General features: G+C 71.5%; 17 protein-coding genes and 1 pseudogene. 11 read left to right on the top strand and 7 right to left on the bottom strand.

Annotated elements, in window-relative coordinates; translation table 11 throughout:
- Positions 1-38: 38 nt before the first annotated feature.
- The 6 genes from ABT112_RS22430 to ABT112_RS22455 form a co-directional block, all read right to left on the bottom strand.
- On the bottom strand, positions 39-1418 hold the full coding sequence (locus tag ABT112_RS22430; RefSeq protein WP_351512216.1) for a nitrosuccinate lyase: 1380 nt from the start codon (positions 1416-1418) through the stop codon (positions 39-41).
- Positions 1415-3382, bottom strand: coding sequence for an FAD/NAD(P)-binding protein (locus tag ABT112_RS22435; protein WP_351512218.1), 1968 nt, complete (start codon positions 3380-3382; stop codon positions 1415-1417). The genes ABT112_RS22430 and ABT112_RS22435 overlap by 4 nt, the downstream gene beginning before the upstream one ends.
- Positions 3379-4569 carry an FAD-dependent monooxygenase gene (locus tag ABT112_RS22440; RefSeq protein WP_351512220.1) on the bottom strand — a complete coding sequence of 397 codons (1191 nt, stop codon included), beginning with the start codon at positions 4567-4569 and terminating at the stop codon, positions 3379-3381. Before ABT112_RS22440 ends, ABT112_RS22435 begins: the two co-directional genes overlap by 4 nt.
- Before the next feature lie 8 nt (positions 4570-4577).
- On the bottom strand, positions 4578-6149 hold the full coding sequence (locus ABT112_RS22445) for a class I adenylate-forming enzyme family protein (RefSeq protein WP_351512222.1): 1572 nt from the start codon (positions 6147-6149) through the stop codon (positions 4578-4580).
- Positions 6150-6219: 70 nt separating this feature from the next.
- Positions 6220-6777, bottom strand: a complete 558-nt coding sequence (locus ABT112_RS22450; protein ID WP_351512223.1) for an SRPBCC family protein — start codon at positions 6775-6777, stop codon at positions 6220-6222.
- 187 nt (positions 6778-6964) lie between these two features.
- The gene (locus tag ABT112_RS22455) at positions 6965-7951 is read right to left on the bottom strand and encodes an NADPH:quinone reductase (protein WP_351512224.1); all 987 of its coding nucleotides are present in this window, start codon (positions 7949-7951) and stop codon (positions 6965-6967) included.
- Positions 7952-8486: 535 nt separating this feature from the next.
- On the opposite strand from ABT112_RS22455, the gene ABT112_RS22460 reads away from it, so the two are divergent.
- The 4 genes from ABT112_RS22460 to ABT112_RS22475 all read left to right on the top strand — a co-directional run bounded on the left by ABT112_RS22460 (position 8487) and on the right by ABT112_RS22475 (position 11641).
- Complete coding sequence (locus ABT112_RS22460) at positions 8487-9041, top strand: RICIN domain-containing protein (RefSeq protein ID WP_351512226.1); 555 nt, start codon at positions 8487-8489, stop codon at positions 9039-9041.
- Positions 9042-9281: 240 nt separating this feature from the next.
- The gene (locus ABT112_RS22465) at positions 9282-10280 is read left to right on the top strand and encodes a phage baseplate protein (RefSeq protein ID WP_351512228.1); all 999 of its coding nucleotides are present in this window, start codon (positions 9282-9284) and stop codon (positions 10278-10280) included.
- Positions 10281-10303: 23 nt separating this feature from the next.
- Positions 10304-10903 carry a hypothetical protein gene (locus ABT112_RS22470; RefSeq protein WP_351512230.1) on the top strand — a complete coding sequence of 200 codons (600 nt, stop codon included), beginning with the start codon at positions 10304-10306 and terminating at the stop codon, positions 10901-10903.
- A gap of 129 nt (positions 10904-11032) precedes the next feature.
- On the top strand, positions 11033-11641 hold the full coding sequence (locus ABT112_RS22475) for a response regulator transcription factor (protein ID WP_351512232.1): 609 nt from the start codon (positions 11033-11035) through the stop codon (positions 11639-11641).
- 8 nt (positions 11642-11649) lie between these two features.
- Here the strand turns inward: ABT112_RS22475 and ABT112_RS22480 are convergent, their stop codons facing one another.
- The gene (locus ABT112_RS22480; protein WP_351512234.1) at positions 11650-13554 is read right to left on the bottom strand and encodes a sensor histidine kinase; all 1905 of its coding nucleotides are present in this window, start codon (positions 13552-13554) and stop codon (positions 11650-11652) included.
- 811 nt (positions 13555-14365) lie between these two features.
- Here ABT112_RS22480 and ABT112_RS22485 point away from each other — a divergent pair.
- The 7 genes and pseudogenes from ABT112_RS22485 to ABT112_RS22515 all read left to right on the top strand — a co-directional run bounded on the left by ABT112_RS22485 (position 14366) and on the right by ABT112_RS22515 (position 18984).
- On the top strand, positions 14366-14923 hold the full coding sequence (locus ABT112_RS22485; RefSeq protein ID WP_351512235.1) for a hypothetical protein: 558 nt from the start codon (positions 14366-14368) through the stop codon (positions 14921-14923).
- A 220-nt stretch (positions 14924-15143) separates the two neighbouring features.
- Positions 15144-15542, top strand: a complete 399-nt coding sequence (locus tag ABT112_RS22490) for a hypothetical protein (RefSeq protein WP_351512237.1) — start codon at positions 15144-15146, stop codon at positions 15540-15542.
- A gap of 157 nt (positions 15543-15699) precedes the next feature.
- Positions 15700-15936 (top strand): annotated as a pseudogene (locus ABT112_RS22495) (tyrosine-type recombinase/integrase); the annotation flags it as partial.
- Positions 15937-16013: 77 nt separating this feature from the next.
- Positions 16014-16838, top strand: coding sequence for a HipA family kinase (locus ABT112_RS22500; RefSeq protein WP_351512239.1), 825 nt, complete (start codon positions 16014-16016; stop codon positions 16836-16838).
- Positions 16835-17230: a DUF3037 domain-containing protein gene (locus ABT112_RS22505; RefSeq protein WP_351512240.1), complete on the top strand. Its 396-nt coding sequence runs from the start codon at positions 16835-16837 to the stop codon at positions 17228-17230. The genes ABT112_RS22500 and ABT112_RS22505 overlap by 4 nt, the downstream gene beginning before the upstream one ends.
- Positions 17231-17431: 201 nt before the next feature.
- Entirely contained in the window at positions 17432-18193 is a 762-nt protein-coding gene (gene fabG / locus ABT112_RS22510) for a 3-oxoacyl-ACP reductase FabG (protein ID WP_351512242.1), read from the top strand.
- Between the two features lie 32 nt (positions 18194-18225).
- Positions 18226-18984: an SDR family oxidoreductase gene (locus ABT112_RS22515; RefSeq protein ID WP_351512244.1), complete on the top strand. Its 759-nt coding sequence runs from the start codon at positions 18226-18228 to the stop codon at positions 18982-18984.
- Positions 18985-19059 lie beyond the last annotated feature (75 nt).

Consider the following 19059-nt stretch of genomic DNA (forward strand, 5'->3'; position numbering starts at 1 on the left):
CAGCCGCCTCTCGGTGTGTGCGGCCGTGGGGCCGCGGTTCAGGGGCCGGGGCGGAGCGCGCGATCGACGAGCGAACCGGCGGCACCCGTGTAGCCGGCGGGATCGCACAGGTCCGCCAGCTCGGACGCCTCCAGGCCGAGCCCGGGTACCTCACCCAGGACCTGGGGCAGCGTGCGCCCTGTCTCCTCGGCCTCCCGTGACGCGTCGTCGAGCAGCTTCCTGGCGGCATCGCCGCCCCAACGGGGCGCGAGCACGGAGACGAGCCGCTCGGCGCTGGTCCGGGCCCCGGTCAGCTCCAGGTTCTCCCGCATCCGGCCGGGCCGGACCCGCAGCCCCTGAGCGAGCTGTACGGCGGTGTGGGCGGCGCCTCCGGCCAGGCGCAGACATTCGCGCAACGGCTGCCATTCCGCGTGCCAGCCACCCGCCGACCGCTCGTCCTCGGAGACCAGACACTGCGTCAGGATCGAGGCGATCGGGGGGACCTGGATCGCCGCGCTGCGCAGCAGCGTGGCCAGGACCGGATTGCGCTTGTGGGGCATCGCCGAGGATCTGCCCCGGCCGGGCGCGTCGGGTTCGGCGACCTCGCCCACTTCGGTACGGACCAGCGACTGCACATCGATGGCCATCTTGCCCAGCGCCCCGGCGGTGAACGCCAGGGCCGAGGCGAGATCGGCCACCGGGGAGCGCAGCGCATGCCAGGGCAGCACCGGCCGGGCGAGCCCGGTCTCCTCGGCGAAGGCCGCGACCAGCCGGTCGGGGTACGCGTCGGCCGCGTCCCCGGTGAGGGGAGCGGTGGCGAGGTAGCCGGCCAGGGTGCCCGCCGCTCCGCCGAGCGACACGGGCAGGGCCGCGTCCACCGCGTCGAGCCGCCGGGCGGCGTCCAGCGCGAGCTGCCGCCAGCCCGCCGCCTTCAGCCCGAAGGTCGTGGGCACCGCGTGCAACGCCAGCGTGCGGCCCGCCATCGGAGTGTCCCGGTGCTCGGCCGCCAGACGGGCCAGGGCGTCGGCCGTGGTGCGCAGATCCGCCCGGATCGGCACCAGCGTGCGGCGCGCGACCAGCATGGCTCCCGTGTCGAAGACATCCTGGCTGGTGGAGCCCCGGTGCACATACTCGGCGGCTTCCGGCTCCAGGGCACGCACCGTTTCCTTGAGCGCCGCCACCAGACCCACCACGGGGTTGGCGGTCTCCCGTGCCGCGACGGCCAGTGCCCGCAGGTCGAGCCGCTCGGCGCGGGCCGCCCGGGTGATCGTCTCGGCCGCGTGGGGCGGGACCGCACCGAGCCGGGCCTGCGCCCGGGCCAGTGCGGCCTCCGCGTCCAGCATCGCCTGCAGCCAGGCCGTGTCGCACACCGCCGCCTCGGCGGGAGTTCCCGCGCGCACCGGGGAGAGGAGTCCCGCGTCGACAAGGATGTCGTTCACACGATCACCCCCGTGAACCGGCCGCTCGTGGCCACCGCCGGCGGCGCGGGCTCCGGCCGGGCAGGGCTCAGGGCGAGGACGGCACGGGCCATGGCATCGGCGTCGCCCAGCGTCACCGAGTCCACGCCGGGACGGACTCCGGCGGCGGTGACCCAGCGCACCGACTCGGTCGGAACACCGTAGGCGAACCGGCGGGGGTGGGGGCGGCCCTGCCCGTCGACTACCCGGCACGGCCGCTCGGTGACGCTCAGGCCGCCCGTCTCGTGACTGACGCCGCACTCCCCATCGATGCGATGGGGGCGGCACTGCTCGGTGAGGAACAGATGCCGCAGCAGCGGGTCGGCGGTGCGCCGGATGTCGGGCGGGGGCAGGCGGGCCTCGATGAGGTGCCGGGACCGTACGGGCGGGCCGGGCACGACGGTTGACCGGGCGACGAAGGCGGGGCGGTCGGTGTCGACGCGGATCTGGGTGCCGGGGCCGGTGAGCTCCAGGATTCCCGCCTCGATCAACGCGATCATCTCCTCGGTGCGGGAGGCCGGGGGGCCGATGGACAGGAACGCGTTGAGCGGCGTGTACCAGCCCTCCAGATCGTTGAGGTGCGAGCCGCCTTCGAGGCCGCCGTGGTCGACCACCAGGCGGACCTCGTTGCGCAGGTCCCGCAGGACGTCCAGCGCTGCCTTGAGCGGGCCGCTGACGTTTCCTGCCCGGGCCTCCCGCACGTCCCGCTCCAGGTAGTCGAGCAGCCAGCCGCGGAAGTCCTCCCGGTCGGCGAAGGTCCGCCCGTCGCAGGGCCGGGACAGGCGTTCCCAGTCCCACCGGTCGGCGGGGGCGATGCCGTGGTCGTCCAGGAGTGCCGCCCGCTGCGGCGCCGACGCGGACAGGTAGCGGTGGGCGAACTCCTCCGACCCGGTGCCACGCGAGGCCAGCAGCCCGCCGTAGTAGACGCTTTCCACCTCGGCGGCGACCAGCGGCCACACGTCGGCCCGGAAGTGCACCCGCTCACCGGACCGGGACCGTTCGCGCAGCGCGGCGATCACGTCGGGGGTGAGCAGCCGCGGGGTGTGCCTGCCGGAGGCACCCTTCTCGTTCTCCCCGCGAGCGTGGTACGGAACGCCTCGGCGGGAGCTGGCGTGGAGCCGTGGCTCACGGCCCGAGGGACGGTAGACGAGCCGGCCCCCGACGCGGTCGAAGACACCGCCCCGCCCGCTGGTGAACAGCGCCATGTAGTCGAAGAAGTTCAGGCCCAGGCCGCGCAGCAGCACGGGCTCGCCCGGCTCGACGCGGCCCGTGTCCACATCCGCGGGATTGGCCGGCGGGACATAGGAGAGGTGGTGGATGCGCGCCAGACTGGCCGTCCGTTCCTGACCTGGCGTCAGTTGGGCGGGGAGATGCCCCTGTGCCAGGACCACGGAGTCCAGGTGGTGGATCCTGGTCCCGTCCTCCAGCCGGACCCCCTGTGGCCCGCCGGGGACCCCGTGGGTGTCCGCCACCGCCACGGCACGCGAGCGGTGCACGGTGATGGTGACGTGCGCCGGAGCCCGCGCGACCACCCGGCGGAAACAGCTCCGCAGATAGTGGCCGTACAGGGCACGGGTGGGGTACGAGTCCGGTCCCAGTGTCCGGGCCTCGGCGAGCACGGCCTCGTCGTACCCGCCCGATTCCTCGAAGCGGGCCGGCCCGGCCGCCCACTCGTACAGACTGGGGCCGGGCTCGACGGGTCCCTCGACGCGCGTGTCCGCGTCGGTGAACACCGTGATCTGGGACGCCACGGTATTGGTCAGCAGGTGGCGGGACTGGTCGGTGCGCCAGACGGCGCCCGCGCCCGGCGGGGCCGGGTCGACGACGTGCACGGTGACGGACTCCTGGGACGGCGCCGTACGCTCGTTCGCGCACAGCCGTTCCAGGAAGCACAGCCCGCGCGGCCCGGCGCCCACGAGGCACACCGCCAGGTGGCCCCCGCTCATCGCCGGGCTCCGGCGGAGCCGGACTCGTGCGCCCCGTGCATCCAGGCCACATGGTCGTGCAGGTCCGTGCCGGACAGGGCCGACAACATCGCATTCCTCGCTTTCGCTTGGGCTCCGGCCGGGTGCCACAGCCGGGTGCTCTCCCGGGCGGCGTGGGTGATCCGGGCGGTGCGGTCGCGCCGTTCGGCGTTGTACTTCTCGAGCCGGCCGGGGATCGCGTCCGTGTCGTCGTCGAGCAGGTCGCCGAGCACGACCGCGTCCTCCAGGGCCTGGCAGGCGCCCTGGGCGGCGTAGTGCAGCATCGGGTGCGCCGCGTCGCCGAGCAGAGCCACCCGCCCGTCGGTCCAGTGGTCCACCGGGTCCCGGTCGACCAGCACCCATGACTTCCAGTCCTCGCCCAGGGCCAGGAGCCGCTGTGGCGTCTCGTCCAGGGCGGCGAACGTGCGGCGCACCCGTTCCCGGTCCACCGGGACTCCGGCGAACGACTCGGTGACTCCGTTCTCGACGCTCGGGGCGAGATTGAGGTACCGGCCCCCGGCGATCGCGTAGTGCACGAAATGGCGGCCCGGCCCGGCCCACCAGGTCACGGCGTTCCAGCGCAGCTCCTCGGGGACGCGTTCCATCGGGATGACCGTGCGATACACGGTGATGCCCGACACGCGCGGTTCGCCGTCGCCGACGAGCTGCCGCCGGATCGAGGACCGGATGCCGTCGGCGCCGATCACCGCGTCCCCTGTGGCCCGGCCCCCGCCGTCCAGGAGCACGGTCGCGCCGGAGCCGTCCTGCCGGTAGCCGGTGGCCCGGCTGCCGGCGCGCAGTTCGATCGCCGCCGACCGGCGGCAGGCGTCCAGGAGCAGCCGGTGCAGCTCGCCGCGGTGGGCCACGACGTACGGATTGCCGAACCGGCTCCGGTAGGTGCCGGTGAGTGGCATGCTCGCCACGTGCGCGCCGGTCACGCCGTCCATGAACCTCAGTTCGTCGATGTGCACGGCGCGGGCGCGCACGGCGTCGCCGAGTCCGAGGCGGTCGAGGGCGTTGAGCCCGTTCGGCGCCAGCTGGATGCCCGCGCCGATCTCCGCGAACTCATCGGCTCGCTCCAGCACCACGGCCCGGTGCCCGCGACGGCTGACGGCCAGGGCGGCCGCCAGACCGCCGATTCCGCCTCCGACGATGACCATCTTCGCCATGCCGCTCCCTAATCGCCCGGGCCGGCCGCGGTCAGCCGCTTCGCCAGCTCGAGTCGCTTGATCTTCGTGGTGGCGGTCTGCGGCAGGTCCGCCAGGCTCCACTGCACCGGCTCCGCCATCGCGGGCAGTCCGGCCACCGCCCTGCGCCAGGCCTCCCGGTCCAGGGGCTTGTCGTCCTTGGTGCACACCACGGGAACGGCGGTGCCGTTCGCGCCGGGGATGATGATGACTTCGGTCAGTTCGTCCAACTTCGCGAACAGCGTGTCCTCGACGGCGAGCGTGCTGCCGAACTCGGGGATGAGGTCGACTTCGCGGTCGAGCAGGTGCAGACACCCCCACTTGCTCTGGTAGCCGACGTCGCCCATCCGCCACCAGCCGTCGCTGAGCTGCTGGGCGTAGCGCTCCGGCTCGCCCAGGTAGGTTTTGATCCGCCCGTCGCTGCGCACCTCGATATAGCCCGGGTTGGATTCCGAGGGGGGCTGCCCGTCGCGGCTGACCACCCGGACGTCGGTCATGCCGGGGAAGGGCCTGCCCACGCAGCGTCCGTCCGCCTTCGGAGCGCGCCGCCGGGTGAAGGCGCGCACCACCGTGGGCCCCACCTCGCTCTGCCCGTAGAGCTGCCCGAACAGCGGTGCCCTGCGGCGCGAGGCGTGCAGCAGCCGGTGCACGGTACGGGGATGGATGGCATCGAACGTGCTGCTGAACAGCTTGACGTTGGACAGCGGTTCGCGCGGGTCGTCCGCCAGGCTCTCCCACCGCATGAACGTGTTGGGGTGTGCCTCCAGGATTCCTGGGCGGATCCGGGCGAAGAGATCGGCCGCCCGCACCGGGTCCGAGTCGGACAGCACGACGATCGGGAAGCCCTTCAGCAGCGAGATGGCCAGGGCGGTGAACAGCCGCGAGTGGACGAACGAGACGTGCATCGCGATGATTTCCCGCTTGCGGATGAACGGTTCGATCGCCAGCCGCTGCGGGCGGTAGCGGGCCTGCAGGGTCTTCCCCGTGTGCACCGCCAGCTTGGGGATGCCGGTGGTCCCGGACGTGTGGGTGATCAGGGCCGGGTGGTCGGCGGGCCTGGTCAGCGGAGCGGCCCGCGGGGCGCCGGCGAAGTTCTCGAGTTCCACGGCACGGTCGTGGTGACCGGAGGTCAGCAGGACGCTCTCGGCCAGGTCGAAGACGGTCTCGGGCAGCGACTCGTCCAGTGTGGCCTGGTCGGTGATGAGGTGGGGCCGCTCGGCGCGACGCATCAGCTCTGCCACCGTCTCGCCGTCGAGCTGGGGCGAGAGCAGCACGGGCACCGCGCCGATGCGGCTGATCGCGCAGGCGAGCAGCGTGATGTCGAAGCTGTCGGACTTGTGGACCACGACGCGTTCGCCGGGCCGGACGGTCGCCGCCCAGAGCCGGGAGGCCTGTTCGGCCACCAGGTCGGCCAGCTCGGCCACGGTGACCCGGCGGCCGAGATCCCGCGCCAGGTCCAGGTCGTGGTCGAGGACCAGCACGTTCGCCGGATGCCGGGACGCCGCGCGCTCGAAGAGCGTGCCCAGCCGGATTCCGTGGTTTCCTATGCGCTGCAGCAGCATGTGTCCGCCTTCCCGCCGGTTGCTGCGGAGAGTCAGGGTTCGGTTCGGGGATACCGGGCCGGGGCCCGAGTCAGTTCTTCTCGATGACTTGCTTGATCCGCTGGACGGTGGCCGTGATGTCCTCGGTGAGCTTGGCCGTCCAGTCGCTGAAGAACCTCTGCCGCTCCGCCGGGTCCATGTCGGCGGTGATGCCGCGGATGCCCTCGGTGGGCCTGCCCATCCGGAACTGGTGCACCAGCACACAGCCGTGGTCCGCGGGCCGTATCTCGAACGACCAGACGCTCTCCTGCCGCCGTCCGGCGCGGTCCCGGATCGCCCAGCGGATCACGCGGCCCGGCTCGGCCTCGACGATCTCGGACTCGGTGGTCCAGTCACCGCGTACGACGGGTGCCCAGGCGACCACCTCCTCGGGCCGGTGATTCTCACCGCGGAAGACTGCGCCCACGGTCGCGGGCGTGCCGGAGATCCACTGCCCGCCGGTGCACTCGACGCTCCACTCGCCGCTGCGTGGCAGGTCGCTGACCGTGGCGTACACCTCGTTCGGCGATGCGGTGACGTGCGCCTCGGCGCTGACCTGGAAGAGGGGGGTGTTCCCCGGTGCGGTGTTCTCGAGTTCGGTATTCGTCATGGCCGGAAGCGTCGCCAGTGGCGTGGAACCCGGTCAACGGAAGCCCTGCTGGTCCGTCAAGTCGGTGTTGTCAGGACGAGTCGAGACACCGGACGGTGCGCGGGCACACTCGGCGGCCGCGCGTCGGGAGCGCGGCTGGGGGCATGGCGGGGCACGGGCGGGGGCCGGCAGTGCCGCGGTGACCGGTTCAGGCGTCGAGGCCCGGGCGCAGGACGACACGCCTGCCGTGCAGTTGCCCCCGCTCCAGACGGGCGTGCACATCGGCCGCGGCGCTCAGTGGCGCTTCCTCGACCTCCCGGGAGCGCAGACGCCCCTGTGCCAGAAGCCGGTTCACGGTGTGTGCGGCGTCCGCGAGTTCGGCGGTCGTGGCGCGCGAGATGACGAAACCCGATACGGATCCGTCCTTGAGGTACAGCGGGCCCACGGGGAGGACGGGGCGGGACCGGAGGCCGGCGAGCACCACGACACGGCCGCGGAAGGCCAGCAGGTCGACCACGGTGTCCATGTCGTTCCAGCCGGCCGCGTCGACGACCAGGTCGAACCCCTGGGGAGCGAAATCCCGGCAGCGCTGCGCGAGTCCGGGGTCGCGGTAGTCGGCGAACCCCTCCGCCCCGAGGCCGCGGCAGTGGTCCTCGGCTTCGGAGCGGGCGGTGGCCAGCACCCGCGCGCCGGCCTCGGCGGCGAGCACGACCGCGGCGCTGCCCACGTTACCCGCGGCCCCGACGACGAGGACGGTCTCCCCGGTGCGCAGCGCGCCGCGGGTGAAGAGCGCGAGCCAGGCGGTGGCCGCCGGGTGCAGCACCGCCGCCGCGTCCGTCGGGGAGACCCGGTCCGGCAGGTGGTAGAGCCGGTCGACCGGCACCGCCACGCGCTCCGCCGCCGCCCCCTGCCGTCCGCCGTGGCCGAGGCTGTTGCACCACACGGCGTCCCCCACGGCGAAGCCGGCCACGCCTGCGCCGGTGGCGGCGACGGTGCCGACCACGTCGCGGCCGATGACGAACGGGAAGGGCACCGGCGTCCGCCAGGCGCCGGAGCGGATGAAGGTGTCCACCGGATTGACCGTCGTGGCGGTGACATCGACCAGGACATCGGTCGGACCGCCCGCGGGCGGGGGAAGTTCACCGAACCGAATGGCATCCGCAGGCCCGAACTCCTCTATGTACGCTGCTTTCATGCGGCGCATGGTGCCACGGGGCCGGCGCCGTCCGCGGTGGGTGCCGACGCACTTTGTCACGAACGGCAGCGGGGCCCGCCCGTCCCGGCCGGCGGAGGGGCGGTGTGCTCACCGAACCACACGGCCAGAGGGCGCATGACCTGAAGCCAGGTGCTGCTGGCTGCGTTACGTGACTGCCATGGGGCAGGCAGAGGCCACCAGTGGGTTCGGGGGCACGTCAACGCACGTCGGTGCGCCGCACCCGCCCCATCCATGTGAAGTACACACGGGCCGATGAGCCTCGCACTGCCGTCGGCCGGTCCCGGAACGAGATCGTAACGATCGCATCACCGGCGCGGCCGTCACCGTCGTAGCCGGCGGCCGGACGTCCTGTCCAAGGGCTACGGCAACGCCTGATACGCAGCCGAGCGAGCCGAACCTCGCCCGGCCGTGTCGGGTCAACGCGCGAGAACAGATTGAACCGGCCATGTCAATGGCGCTTCCATGCAGCTCCGCTCACACCCGGCCCGAAGGCCGGCACCGAAAGGACACACGCATGTCCCGTCGTCTTCTCACCCTCGCCGCCTTAGCCGGCGCCTGGGCGCTCGGTGTCACTCCCGCATCCGCTTCCGGCCCCTCGCCCCTGCCTGGCCCCGGACCGGCCACATCCGATCAGCGCACATCCGCAGCCGCTGCGAACGGCTGGCTGATCCACACCATCAACGGCAAGTGCCTCGAGGTCGAGAACTCCCGGACCACCAACGGCGCCCGCGTCCAGCAGTGGGGCTGCAACGGGCAGGCCGGATCCGGCTGGTACGCCGAAAAGCACGGCAGCTACGAATACGTCAAGAACTACCACAGCGGCAAGTGCCTCGAGGTCGAGAACTCCCGGACCACCAACGGCGCCCGCATCCAGCAGTGGGACTGCAACGGACAGGCCGGATCCAAGTGGTACCCGGTCGACGCCGGCAACGGCTACTACACCCTCAGGAACCACGTCAGCGGCAAGTGCCTCGAGGTCGAGAACTCCGGGGCCAGCAACGGCGCTCGCATTCAGCTGTGGGAGTGCAAGGGGCAGGCCGGATCCAAGCTGTACGAGACCATCGCCTGAACGCGCCGGCGGCTTTGCAGGTGAGTCGTCACTCACCTGCAAAGCCGGCTGTCCCCTACCGGCGCCGAGCCCACCGTCTTCCCCAGGCGGACAGCGAACCAGCAGCGGGGCGCAGAGTCCTGGTACTGACGCCCGCGCTGGAGAGATCGATGTTGCGCAAATGCCCTTCTTTTCAGCATGGTTGATGGATTATCAGTCATACGGCCTCATACGAGTGCGTTCAACGAGGGGAAGTTCTTCATGAGCACCGACGGTTCAGTGAAGCGCGCCACCACCCGGCGCGGGTTCCTCAAGACGGGTGGAGGCGTCGCTGCCGCAGTGGTGGGCGGCGCCGCACTTCCCCTGTTCACGGCTTCCCCCGCGAGCGCGGTCGTGCCCGACTCGCCACGGTTCAAGCTCGACGGGGCCGGCGGCAATCCGATATGGAAGAAATCGCTCCATGCCAACTGGGTGATGCAGTCCTTCGGATACGACAATGTCCACCAGCATGTGTACTTCCTGCAGACCAAGACCGGGAGCACGAACGGCGACCTGTGGGTCACCCGGACCGACACGGCGGGCAACCAACTGGGGTCCATGGCCCTCCACGGCTTCGGCCACGGCGTATCGATCGCGGTGGAGCCGTACGGCGGGCAGGTCCACCTGTGGACCGAGTGGAAGACGAGCGCCAGCGGCTTCGGTACGCGGATCGGCCGGTTCCCGTTCGTCGACGGGGCCGTGCTGGAGCAGGACGACCCCTCGGTCCAGGACCGCACACCCTCGATCGGCGACACGATGATCAACCCGCAGCCCGTGATCGACCCGTCCACGGACCGGCTGCTCGTGCGCTACAACGTCGGAACCGACCAGCGCCGCATCGTCGCCTTCACACTGAACGATGCCCGCGCCGGGCGGCTCACCAGCGCATACAGGCTGGTCGAGAGGGCCCTGCCGGCCCGCGGCGACTGGGGCAAGGCCAACCCTTTCCAGGGCTTCGCCGCCTACGGCCGGTACGCCTACCTGCTGGAAGGCCCCGTGGGAAACCCCTCGTACATCACCACGGTCGACCTGAACGACGTCGGCAACTCCACGGTGGTGGACCGTTTCGCGACCACGGCCGGCCAGTCCCTGCCCGGCCGCGAACCGCAGGGCATGGCGATCTGGCAGTCCCCGGGCGGACCGCGGCTTGCCTTCGGCTTCCACTCGAACACATCGGGAGCGCGCCACGCGAGCGTCTTCTACAAGAGCGAGTTCGTGTAGGCGGTGCCCTCGGAAGGAATCGCGTGAACACGGGGTCGTCCGGTGCCGTCCCGTGGACCGGACGACCACCGGCGCCGGACATCGCGCAGCAGCGGCTTCCGGCGCCGGGTGCGTTCGGCGAGGTGGACGACAGACACGCCCAGCAGGATCAAGTAGCTTCGCAGTCGACGGTGGGATGGGCTATGGGGATGGTCGAGGAACTCTGGCAGGCGGGGGAGATGCCGCTCCGAGACGGGCTGTATCGTCCGGACGACACCGGCCTGGCACTGCATGTCGACGGTCCGGGGGCCTACCACCCGGATGCCGGGCAGCCGATCCCATTCCGTATCGGTGAGCCGTTCGAGGTGGCCCAGGCCGTTCAGGAACAGGGCGTCGTCGAGGCGGACACCTATTTCGAGAGTCCGCTACCCGACGGATCCGGGTGGATGTCGGGCGGGGGCGGCGGGATGGGCAACATCGGCTACCTCGCCCGTCTCGATGCCGACGGCTCCCTGCGGTGGGGCGCCGTGATGTTCCTCTCCAACCCGTTCGTCAGGGTGCACTACGAAGGTACGAGTGCCGTCTTCACCAACGACTGGGGGAACCAGCTGCAGCTGGACCTGGTGAGCCCTGCTCTCGGCTGACCCGCCCCTGCCCACATGGTACGTATCGAAGGTCAATACAGCGCTCTGAAGCATGTGTTGCGGACACCACGGAAGCCCCGGCGAGCCGAGCCCATCCGCCCCGGCCGTTACGATCCTGCGGGAGGGACAGTGATCCGCATTCTGCTGGCCGAGGACATGCACATGATCCGTGGGGCGCTGGCCGCCCTGCTGGGCCTGGAACCCGACATGGAGGTCGTTGCCGAGGTGGCCCGCGGGGACGCCGTCGTTTCTGCCGCCCTCGCCCACCACCCCACCGTCGCGGTGCTCGACCTGAACATGCCCGGCGCCGACGGACTCTCCGCTGCCCGCGACCTCCGAGCCGCGCTTCCCGACTGCCGGATCCTGATCCTCACCGCTCTGGGACGGCCCGAGGCACTGAGGTCGGCACTCGCCGCCCGGGTGGGCGGGTTCATGCTCAAGGACGCCCCGCCGGATCAGCTCGCCACCGCGATCCGCAGCGTGGCCGCGGGGGATCACGTCATCGATCCGGAACTGGCTGCTGCGGCGCTCACCGCCGAGGAGAGCCCCCTCACCCCACGCGAAACCGATGTACTGCGACTGGCTGCCACCGGTGCCGGGCTCGACGAGATCGCCGGCGAGTTGCACCTCTCGCAGGGCACCGTACGGAACTATCTCGGTGCGGCCGTCACCAAGCTCGTCGCCCGCAACCGGCTCGACGCGGTGCGGATCGCCCGGGAGCACGGCTGGCTGGAGTGACACGCAGTTCATCCGACGACGGAGACGGGAGCGGATTCCAGACGGACCGTCAGTACGTAGCCGCGGCCGTGCGGGGCGGGCCCGGCCTCCAGGACCCCGCCGAGTGCGGCCGCGCGCTCACGCAGATTCCTCAGCCCGTTGCCGCCGGTACCCGCGGGGCGGCCTCGCCCCCATGACGGCAGCGGAACCGTACGGCCGTCGTCCGCCACCCGCAGCAGCCCGGGGCCGACATCCACCTCGCACCGGCGAGCTCCCGCCGCGTGTCGCAGTACGTTCGTCACGGCCTCCCGCAACACCGTGGCGAACAGTGCCTCCGACGCGCCTTCCACCTCGTCCGCCTCGCCCCGCACCTGCACGGCGACGCCCGCGGCAGCCAGGATCTTCCGGGCGGAGTCCACTTCCTCGGCCAGAGTGATCTCCGTGCATTCCCCCGGGATCGCCCGAAGGTCCGCCAGAGCCCGGTCCGCCAGCGCTGCCGCATCTGCGAGATGCTGACCGGCCCGCCCCCGGTCGGGGTCGCGAACTGCCAGCTCGCCCTTCAGGACGATCGCGGACAGCCCGTGGCCCAGCAGGTCGTGGACGTCCCGGGCGATGCGCCGTCGCTCTCGCGCCACGGCCAGCGCCGCCAGTGCTCCGCGGGCCTCCCGCACCTGGCGGACGAGACCGGTGAGCAGGGCAAGGCCGTAGAAGACCGAAGCGATCACCACCATGTCCAGCAAGAGGAGACCGGTGCCACGAGCCCCGGGCCCATCCGTCCGCAGGAGCATGGCGATCGCTGCCAGCGCGGTCATTGCCCCGGCCGCCGGCCAGGCGGTGCGCCCGGGAAGGACGATCAGCACGGATGCGGCCGCGAAACCCACCAGCTGAGGGTACGGCCCGTCGGGAGCGGCCAGTGTGCCCAAGGCGAGGATGAGCTGCGCGCCCAGCGTCCAGGCAACGTACGGGGGACGCGTACCCGGGGGACGCGGCAGGGAGTGGTACGCCTGCAGCGCGACCACGGCCCCCAGGACGGCCGCGTAGGCGACGACCCGCCCGCCCGGAACCCCGGCACCGAGCAGGAACGCAGTGCCCACAATCAGGTACTCGAGGTGAGTGGCGACCACGATGGGCCACACCAGCCGGGGCGCCAGGGCGGCCGGAAGGACGTCCGCCCCACCGGCCGACTGCGCGGGCGGCGCGGCGCGCACGCGCTCGGTTGCGGCCCGCGCGACCGTCACGAGCCGCCGCGCCGCATGCGTACCCTGCCCGGCCAGCCGGGCGATCTCCGCCAGTGCCGTACCCAGCACCGCGTCCAGGCTGCGCCCGGCGCGTTCCCGCTCGGCCGTGACGAGGGCCTCCGCCAAAGCGCCACGGGTTGCGCGCAGCTCGGTGTACAGGTCGCTGAGCCGGGTCAGCGCATAGATGATCAATCCGTGGGCGAGCGCGTTGCCGATGCCGTTGAGGACGGAATGGACACTGCCGTCGCCGGGCGCGAGCGGCCCCGCCGCCAGCACGAGGACCGTGAACAAAGCCCATCGGACGCGCCGTTCGACGACCAGCAGGACGGAGGCGCCGAGGAAACCGGGCAGCCCGGACCAGGGCGTGAGCAGGGCCTGCGCGCAGAGGGTCCAGGCCCCGCGCAGCCGCCGCGTCGAAGGCAGGCAGCCGGCCAACTGGAGCAGCAGCATCGGTACGGCGGCCGGGCGCGGCAGGGTGACAGCGGGCTCGAAGGAGAAGCCGAGAATGACGACGACGAGGATCACCGACACGACCGCCGGCGCCGGGCCGGCGTCGGAGTCCGGGCCGGAGCCGGCATCCGTAGGGGCATCGGCATCCGTATCGGTGGAACGGCCGGATCCCGAGGAGCGGTCCTCCGCGGCCGGGCCGGCGACCGGCTCGCCCGGCGGCCCCTCAACGCCCCCGATGTCCGGCACGGCGCCTCCGGACCCGATGCCCCGCCCGTGCCGAAATGCCCAGCCCCACCCGGTCATGAGCTCACGTTAGACGCACGTCGGTGCGCCGCACCCATGTGGAATACACAGGGGCCGATGCGCCTCGCACTGCCGTCGGCCGGTCCCGGAACGGGATCGTCGCTGCCTGAAGGACGATCGCATCCCCGGCGCGGCCGTCACCGTCGTAGGCGCGCATGCTGCTCCAGTACCACCTGGTGGGCAGCCTGTTCACCTGGCCGGCCGAGTGAACTCCCCGCACGCCGCAGCACGGTCACACGACGTCCGGGCCTGTGCATTTCCGGCCGGTGCCGCCACCCTGGAACGGTCCGCCGCCACGGCGAGGGCCTGGCCCGTCCGGCCGGTCCTGAACCGACCGCCGACCCGCACGAGATACACACCCGCCCGAGGTCACAGCAGCAGAGGAGCAGATCATGAACACGTGGACCAGGCGAGGCCTGCTGACCGCCGGCACGGCGACGGCAACTCTCGCGCTCGTCGGAGCCGGGTCGCCGTCGCGGAGGCCGGAGCCGCTCGACATCGTGACCGGCGAGGACGGTTTCAGCACACCGGCGACCGCGGTCGCCGGCGCGGTGACCTTACGGGTACGGACGACCAGTACCCGTACCGGCATCGTCGGTATCGCCCGACTCCGCCGTGGTATCGGTGAGGCGTCCTTCCGCCGGCACCTGCGCGACGTCTTCGAGAAGGAGAGTTCGCAGGACGTCATTGAGGCGTCCAGGGAGCTGATGGCCGATGCGGAGCTGTACGGCGGCGCCATGGCGACGGCGGCGCCATGGCGGTCCTCGGTTCGCAGTCGTCCTTCACCGCGTGGCTGCCGCCCGGCCCGTACCTCGTCCTGGAGTACAAGGACTTCGAGGGCCCCTACGTCGGACGCGATCCCCTCCCCGGCGCAGAGTACGTCAGCCCGCTCCTCGTCCACGCGGCGGACGACGCCGGAGCCGTGCGCCCGTGTCCGTCCGCCACCGTCACCGCTGTGGACACGGCGCGTGGCCCGCGCTTCGTCCTCGAGGGACGTATCCGCCGGGACCGGCCCTTGCGCTACGTGAACGCGATGCGAGGACAGGTCGACGAGCTCGCGGTGTACCCCCTCACCGACGACTCCGTCACCGAGGCCGACATCCAGAGGTTCTTCCAGGACACTCGGCATACGCCCAAGCCCTTCGACCTCGCCGCGCAGCTGGGGACGCCACCGCTCTCTCCGGGCCGGAGCGCGGTCATCGGGATGCCCCTCGACCAGGGCCGTTACGCCCTCACCAGCTGGGTCGCCGGCATGAAGGACGCACAACACCTGTCTGCACACGGCCAAGTGCTCATCGTCACCGTTCCCTGACCCGCTGGGGGCCCGCGCGCGAACCCCTGCGGGGTGAACCGGACTCGCGATCCCGCCCGGATGGGCAGCGACTGTGTCAGCGGTGTGGTGGTCGAGTTACGCGGATTGGGGCTCACCGAACAGGGACCGGGGGCGCAGCCCGGAACGTAGCCAGTCCTGGATATCGTCACCATTCAGCAACGGCTCGGGCCAGGAGTGGGTGAGCCGAGAGGAGGGCAACGTGACTGCTGTGACTCGCTTGGTCACTCACGTCGATCTGGATGAAGGTGCCACGGGCGCTCGGCAGGTGTCGGTGACGGCACGGCTCGAGGTTGTCCTTGCGGATGGCCGCAGCCTGGTGTTGCTCAGTGACCGCGGGTGGGGTTGGACCTCATCTGCTCCGGCGGACACCCAGCCGCGGATCTCGGCCGAGGACATCGAGATGGACGCCCGGACGGTGGTCGGGCCGGACGAGCCGAACGACGGCGAAACGCATGAGCAGATGGCGGCCGGCCACTGGAATTTCCTGGCCGACGTCCTCAAGCAGCAGGGCGTGGATGTGGACGCGCAGGAGCTGGAGCGGCTTTCGCATGATGTTGTGCTCACCGAACGTCTGCGAGCACGGATTCACGACGCTTGAGTATCGGCGCTGCACTTTTTCGTCGGAGAGCGATCAGGAGTCGTTGCCTCATGTTGACGGCGTGATCGGTCGCGCGAGCAGTCTGGCATCAGCCTGACGGCAGCTTCGGAATCGTGTTCTGAGTTCAACTCGTTGATGTGGACGCACGCAACAGTTCGACGGTTTCCACGTGCTGCGGCACACCTATGCCTCGATCATGTTGGAAGCCGGAGAGTCCGTCGTGACCCTGGCTCGGTGGCTCGGGCACTCCTCGCCGGCGATCACCCTTGGTTACTATGCTCACTTCATGCCGGAGGCCGGAAGCAGGGGGCGCGCCGCCATCGACGGACTGCTCGGGAAGCGGGGAGAACTGCATGTCATGCGAAACTCCCCGGATTCTCCCCAGCGCCGTTGACCGGTGATTCCTGCCTCTACGCCCCGGAGAAAGCCGTCCGTGGATTGTAAGGCCGAAGAGATGGGTGACCTGGGAAAGTGTTGGAAGAGGTCGTAGCGACCCGCTATGTCACGCCCTTGCGCGAGGGCGGTTCGCTCCCGGGGATCGTCGAAGCCGACGATCTCGGTACCTATGTCATGAAGTTCACCGGTGCCGGTCAGGGCCGCAAGACCCTGGTCGCCGAGGTGATCTGCGGCCTGATCGGGCAGCGGCTCGGGCTGCGGGTCCCGGAGCTCGTAGGGATCCAGCTCGACCCGGTCATCGGGCTGGGCGAGCCGGACCAGGAGGTGCAGGAGCTGCTGAAGGCCAGTGGCGGCCTCAACCTCGGGATGGACTATCTGCCCGGCTCGCTCGGCTTCGATCCGCTTGCCTTCGCGGTGGATCCGGTGGAGGCCGGACGGGTGGTCTGGTTCGACGCGCTGATCAACAACGTCGACCGCTCGTGGCGCAATCCCAATCTGCTGGTGTGGCACGGCGGGATGTGGCTCATCGACCACGGCGCCACGATGATCTGGCACCACAGCTGGCCGTCCGCCCGGACCGCGGCCGTCAAGCCGTACGACGCCTCCGACCACGTCCTGGCCTCCTTCGGTCCGGACCTGGACGCCGCCGCTGCCGAGCTGGCCCCGCTGGTGACGGAGGAGCTGCTGACCGGTGCCGCGGCCGAAGTCCCCGACGTCTGGCTGGCCGACGAGCCCGGCTTCGGCTCCCCGGACGCGGTGCGCCGGGCCTACGTCGAGGCGCTGGCGGAACGGGCCGCGGGCCTGCGCGAGCGGATCACCCTCGGTCCCCGCCCGGCCGAGCGGCCCTCGCAGGCTCCGGAGTGGCTGCGGGTCCGCGTCGACGGAAAGGCCGCACGGTGAACGGGCTCCACAACGGACGCGATGTCTTCGAGTACGCCCTGCTCCGGGTCGTCCCCCGGGTGGAGCGCGGTGAGCTGATCAACGCTGGTGTGGTGGTGTACTGCCGCGCCCGGTCCTGTGTCATCGCCCGCACGCATCTGGACGAGGACCGGCTGCGGGCGCTGGACCCCACGGCCGACGTCACCGCCGTCCGCGCCGCGCTGCACGCCGTCGAGGGGCTGTGCCGGGGCGGTGAACATGCGGGCCAGGCGAGCGGGGACGACGCGGGGCGGCGGTTCCGCTGGCTCGTGGCGCCGCGCAGTACGGTCGTCCAGCCGGGGCCGGTGCACACCGGGCTGACCACCGATCCGGAGGCGGAGGCCGAACGGCTGCTGGACGTCCTCGTCCGCTGAAGCGGCGGTCGGGCGGGTCCGCCGGTCCGCCCGGCCGGTGGTCGGCGCCTGTGACATGGGGCGCGGCCGGTCATGGCCCGTTGACACCGGGTGCCACGGCTTCTAGCGTTTTGGCCGACCGACCTACTAAGCGGTTGCTCATCCGCAGCCGCTCCCGGACGGATCCGCATCCCAAGCGGCCCGAACGCGAGGAGAACCCGCATGTCCACCACCGAGCAGCGTGTCGCCGTCGTGACGGGCGGCGCCCGGGGCATCGGCCAGGCCACCGCCGTGCGCCTGGCCGAGGAAGGCCGCGCCGTCGCCGTACTGGACCTGGACGAGGCCGCCTGCAAGGACACCGTGGAGAAGATCACCGCGGCGGGCGGCACGGCCCTTGCCGTCGGCTGCGACGTCTCCGACTCCGCGCAGGTCGAGGCCGCGGTCGCGCGGGTCGCGGAGGAGCTCGGCGCGCCCGCCATCGTCGTCAACAACGCGGGGGTCCTCCGGGACAACCTGCTGTTCAAGATGAGCGACGCCGACTGGGACACCGTCATCAGCGTGCATCTGCGCGGCGCCTTCCTGGTGACCCGCGCCTGCCAGAAGCACATGGTGGACGCGGGGTTCGGCCGGGTCGTCAACCTCTCCAGCAGCTCGGCTCTCGGCAACCGCGGCCAGGTCAACTACTCGGCGGCCAAGGCCGGCCTGCAGGGCTTCACCAAGACCCTCGCGATCGAGCTGGGCAAGTTCGGAATCACCGCCAACGCCGTCGCCCCCGGCTTCATCGCGACCGACATGACCGCCGCCACCGCCGCCCGCGTCGGCATGGGCTTCGAGGACTTCCAGGCCGCCGCCGCGAGCCAGATCCCGGTCCAGCGCGTCGGCACCCCCGACGACATCGCGAACGCCATCGCCTTCTTCACCGGCGAGCAGGCCGGCTTCGTCTCCGGCCAAGTCCTGTACGTGGCCGGCGGCCCGCTCGACTGACCCCCGGACGCGCGGAGACAACAGGAGACATCATGACAGCACCGCAGGACAGCGGGCGCGTCGCGCTCGTCACCGGAGCGAGCCGTGGCATCGGCTACGGCATCGCCGAGGCGCTGGTCGCCCGCGGCGACCGGGTCGCGATCACCGGCCGCAACGAGGACAGCCTCAAGGAGGCCGTCGAGCGGCTCGGCGCGGACCGGGTGATCGGCATCGCCGGAAAGGCTCACGACGAGGCGCACCAGGCGGCCGCCGTGGAGCGCACCGTCGAGACGTTCGGCCGGCTCGACTACCTCGCCAACAACGCCGGGACCAACCCCGTCTTCGGACCGATCGCGGATCTCGACCTCGGGGTGGCCCGCAAGGTCTTCGAGACCAATGTGATCTCGGCGCTCGGCTTCGCCCAGCAGGCCTGGAAGGCCTGGCAGCAGGAGAACGGCGGCGCGATCGTCAACATCGCGTCGGTGGCCGGCCTCTCGGCCTCCCCGTTCGTCGGCGCCTACGGCATCAGCAAGGCCGCGATGATCAACCTCACCCTGCAGCTGGCGCACGAGCTGTCGCCGGGCGTCCGGGTCAACGCCATCGCCCCGGCCGTGGTGAAGACGAAGTTCGCCCAGGCGCTCTACGAGGGCCGCGAGGAGGAGGTCACCGGGGCCTATCCGCTGGGCCGGCTCGGGCAGCCCGAGGACATCGGGGGCGCCGCGGAGTTCCTGCTCTCCGAGCGCTCCGGCTGGGTCACCGGCCAGACGCTCGTCGTCGACGGCGGAATCTTCCTCAACGCCGGGGTCGGCTGAGCCGGAGCCGTCCGCCGCGGTTCCCCGGCGACGCCCCTTCCTCCCCCGGGGGAGGTCGGGGGGGGGGCTCCCCCC

Origin of the sequence: Streptomyces sp. NPDC002055, from assembly GCF_040296705.1 — a bacterium.
Classification (GTDB): domain Bacteria; phylum Actinomycetota; class Actinomycetes; order Streptomycetales; family Streptomycetaceae; genus Streptomyces.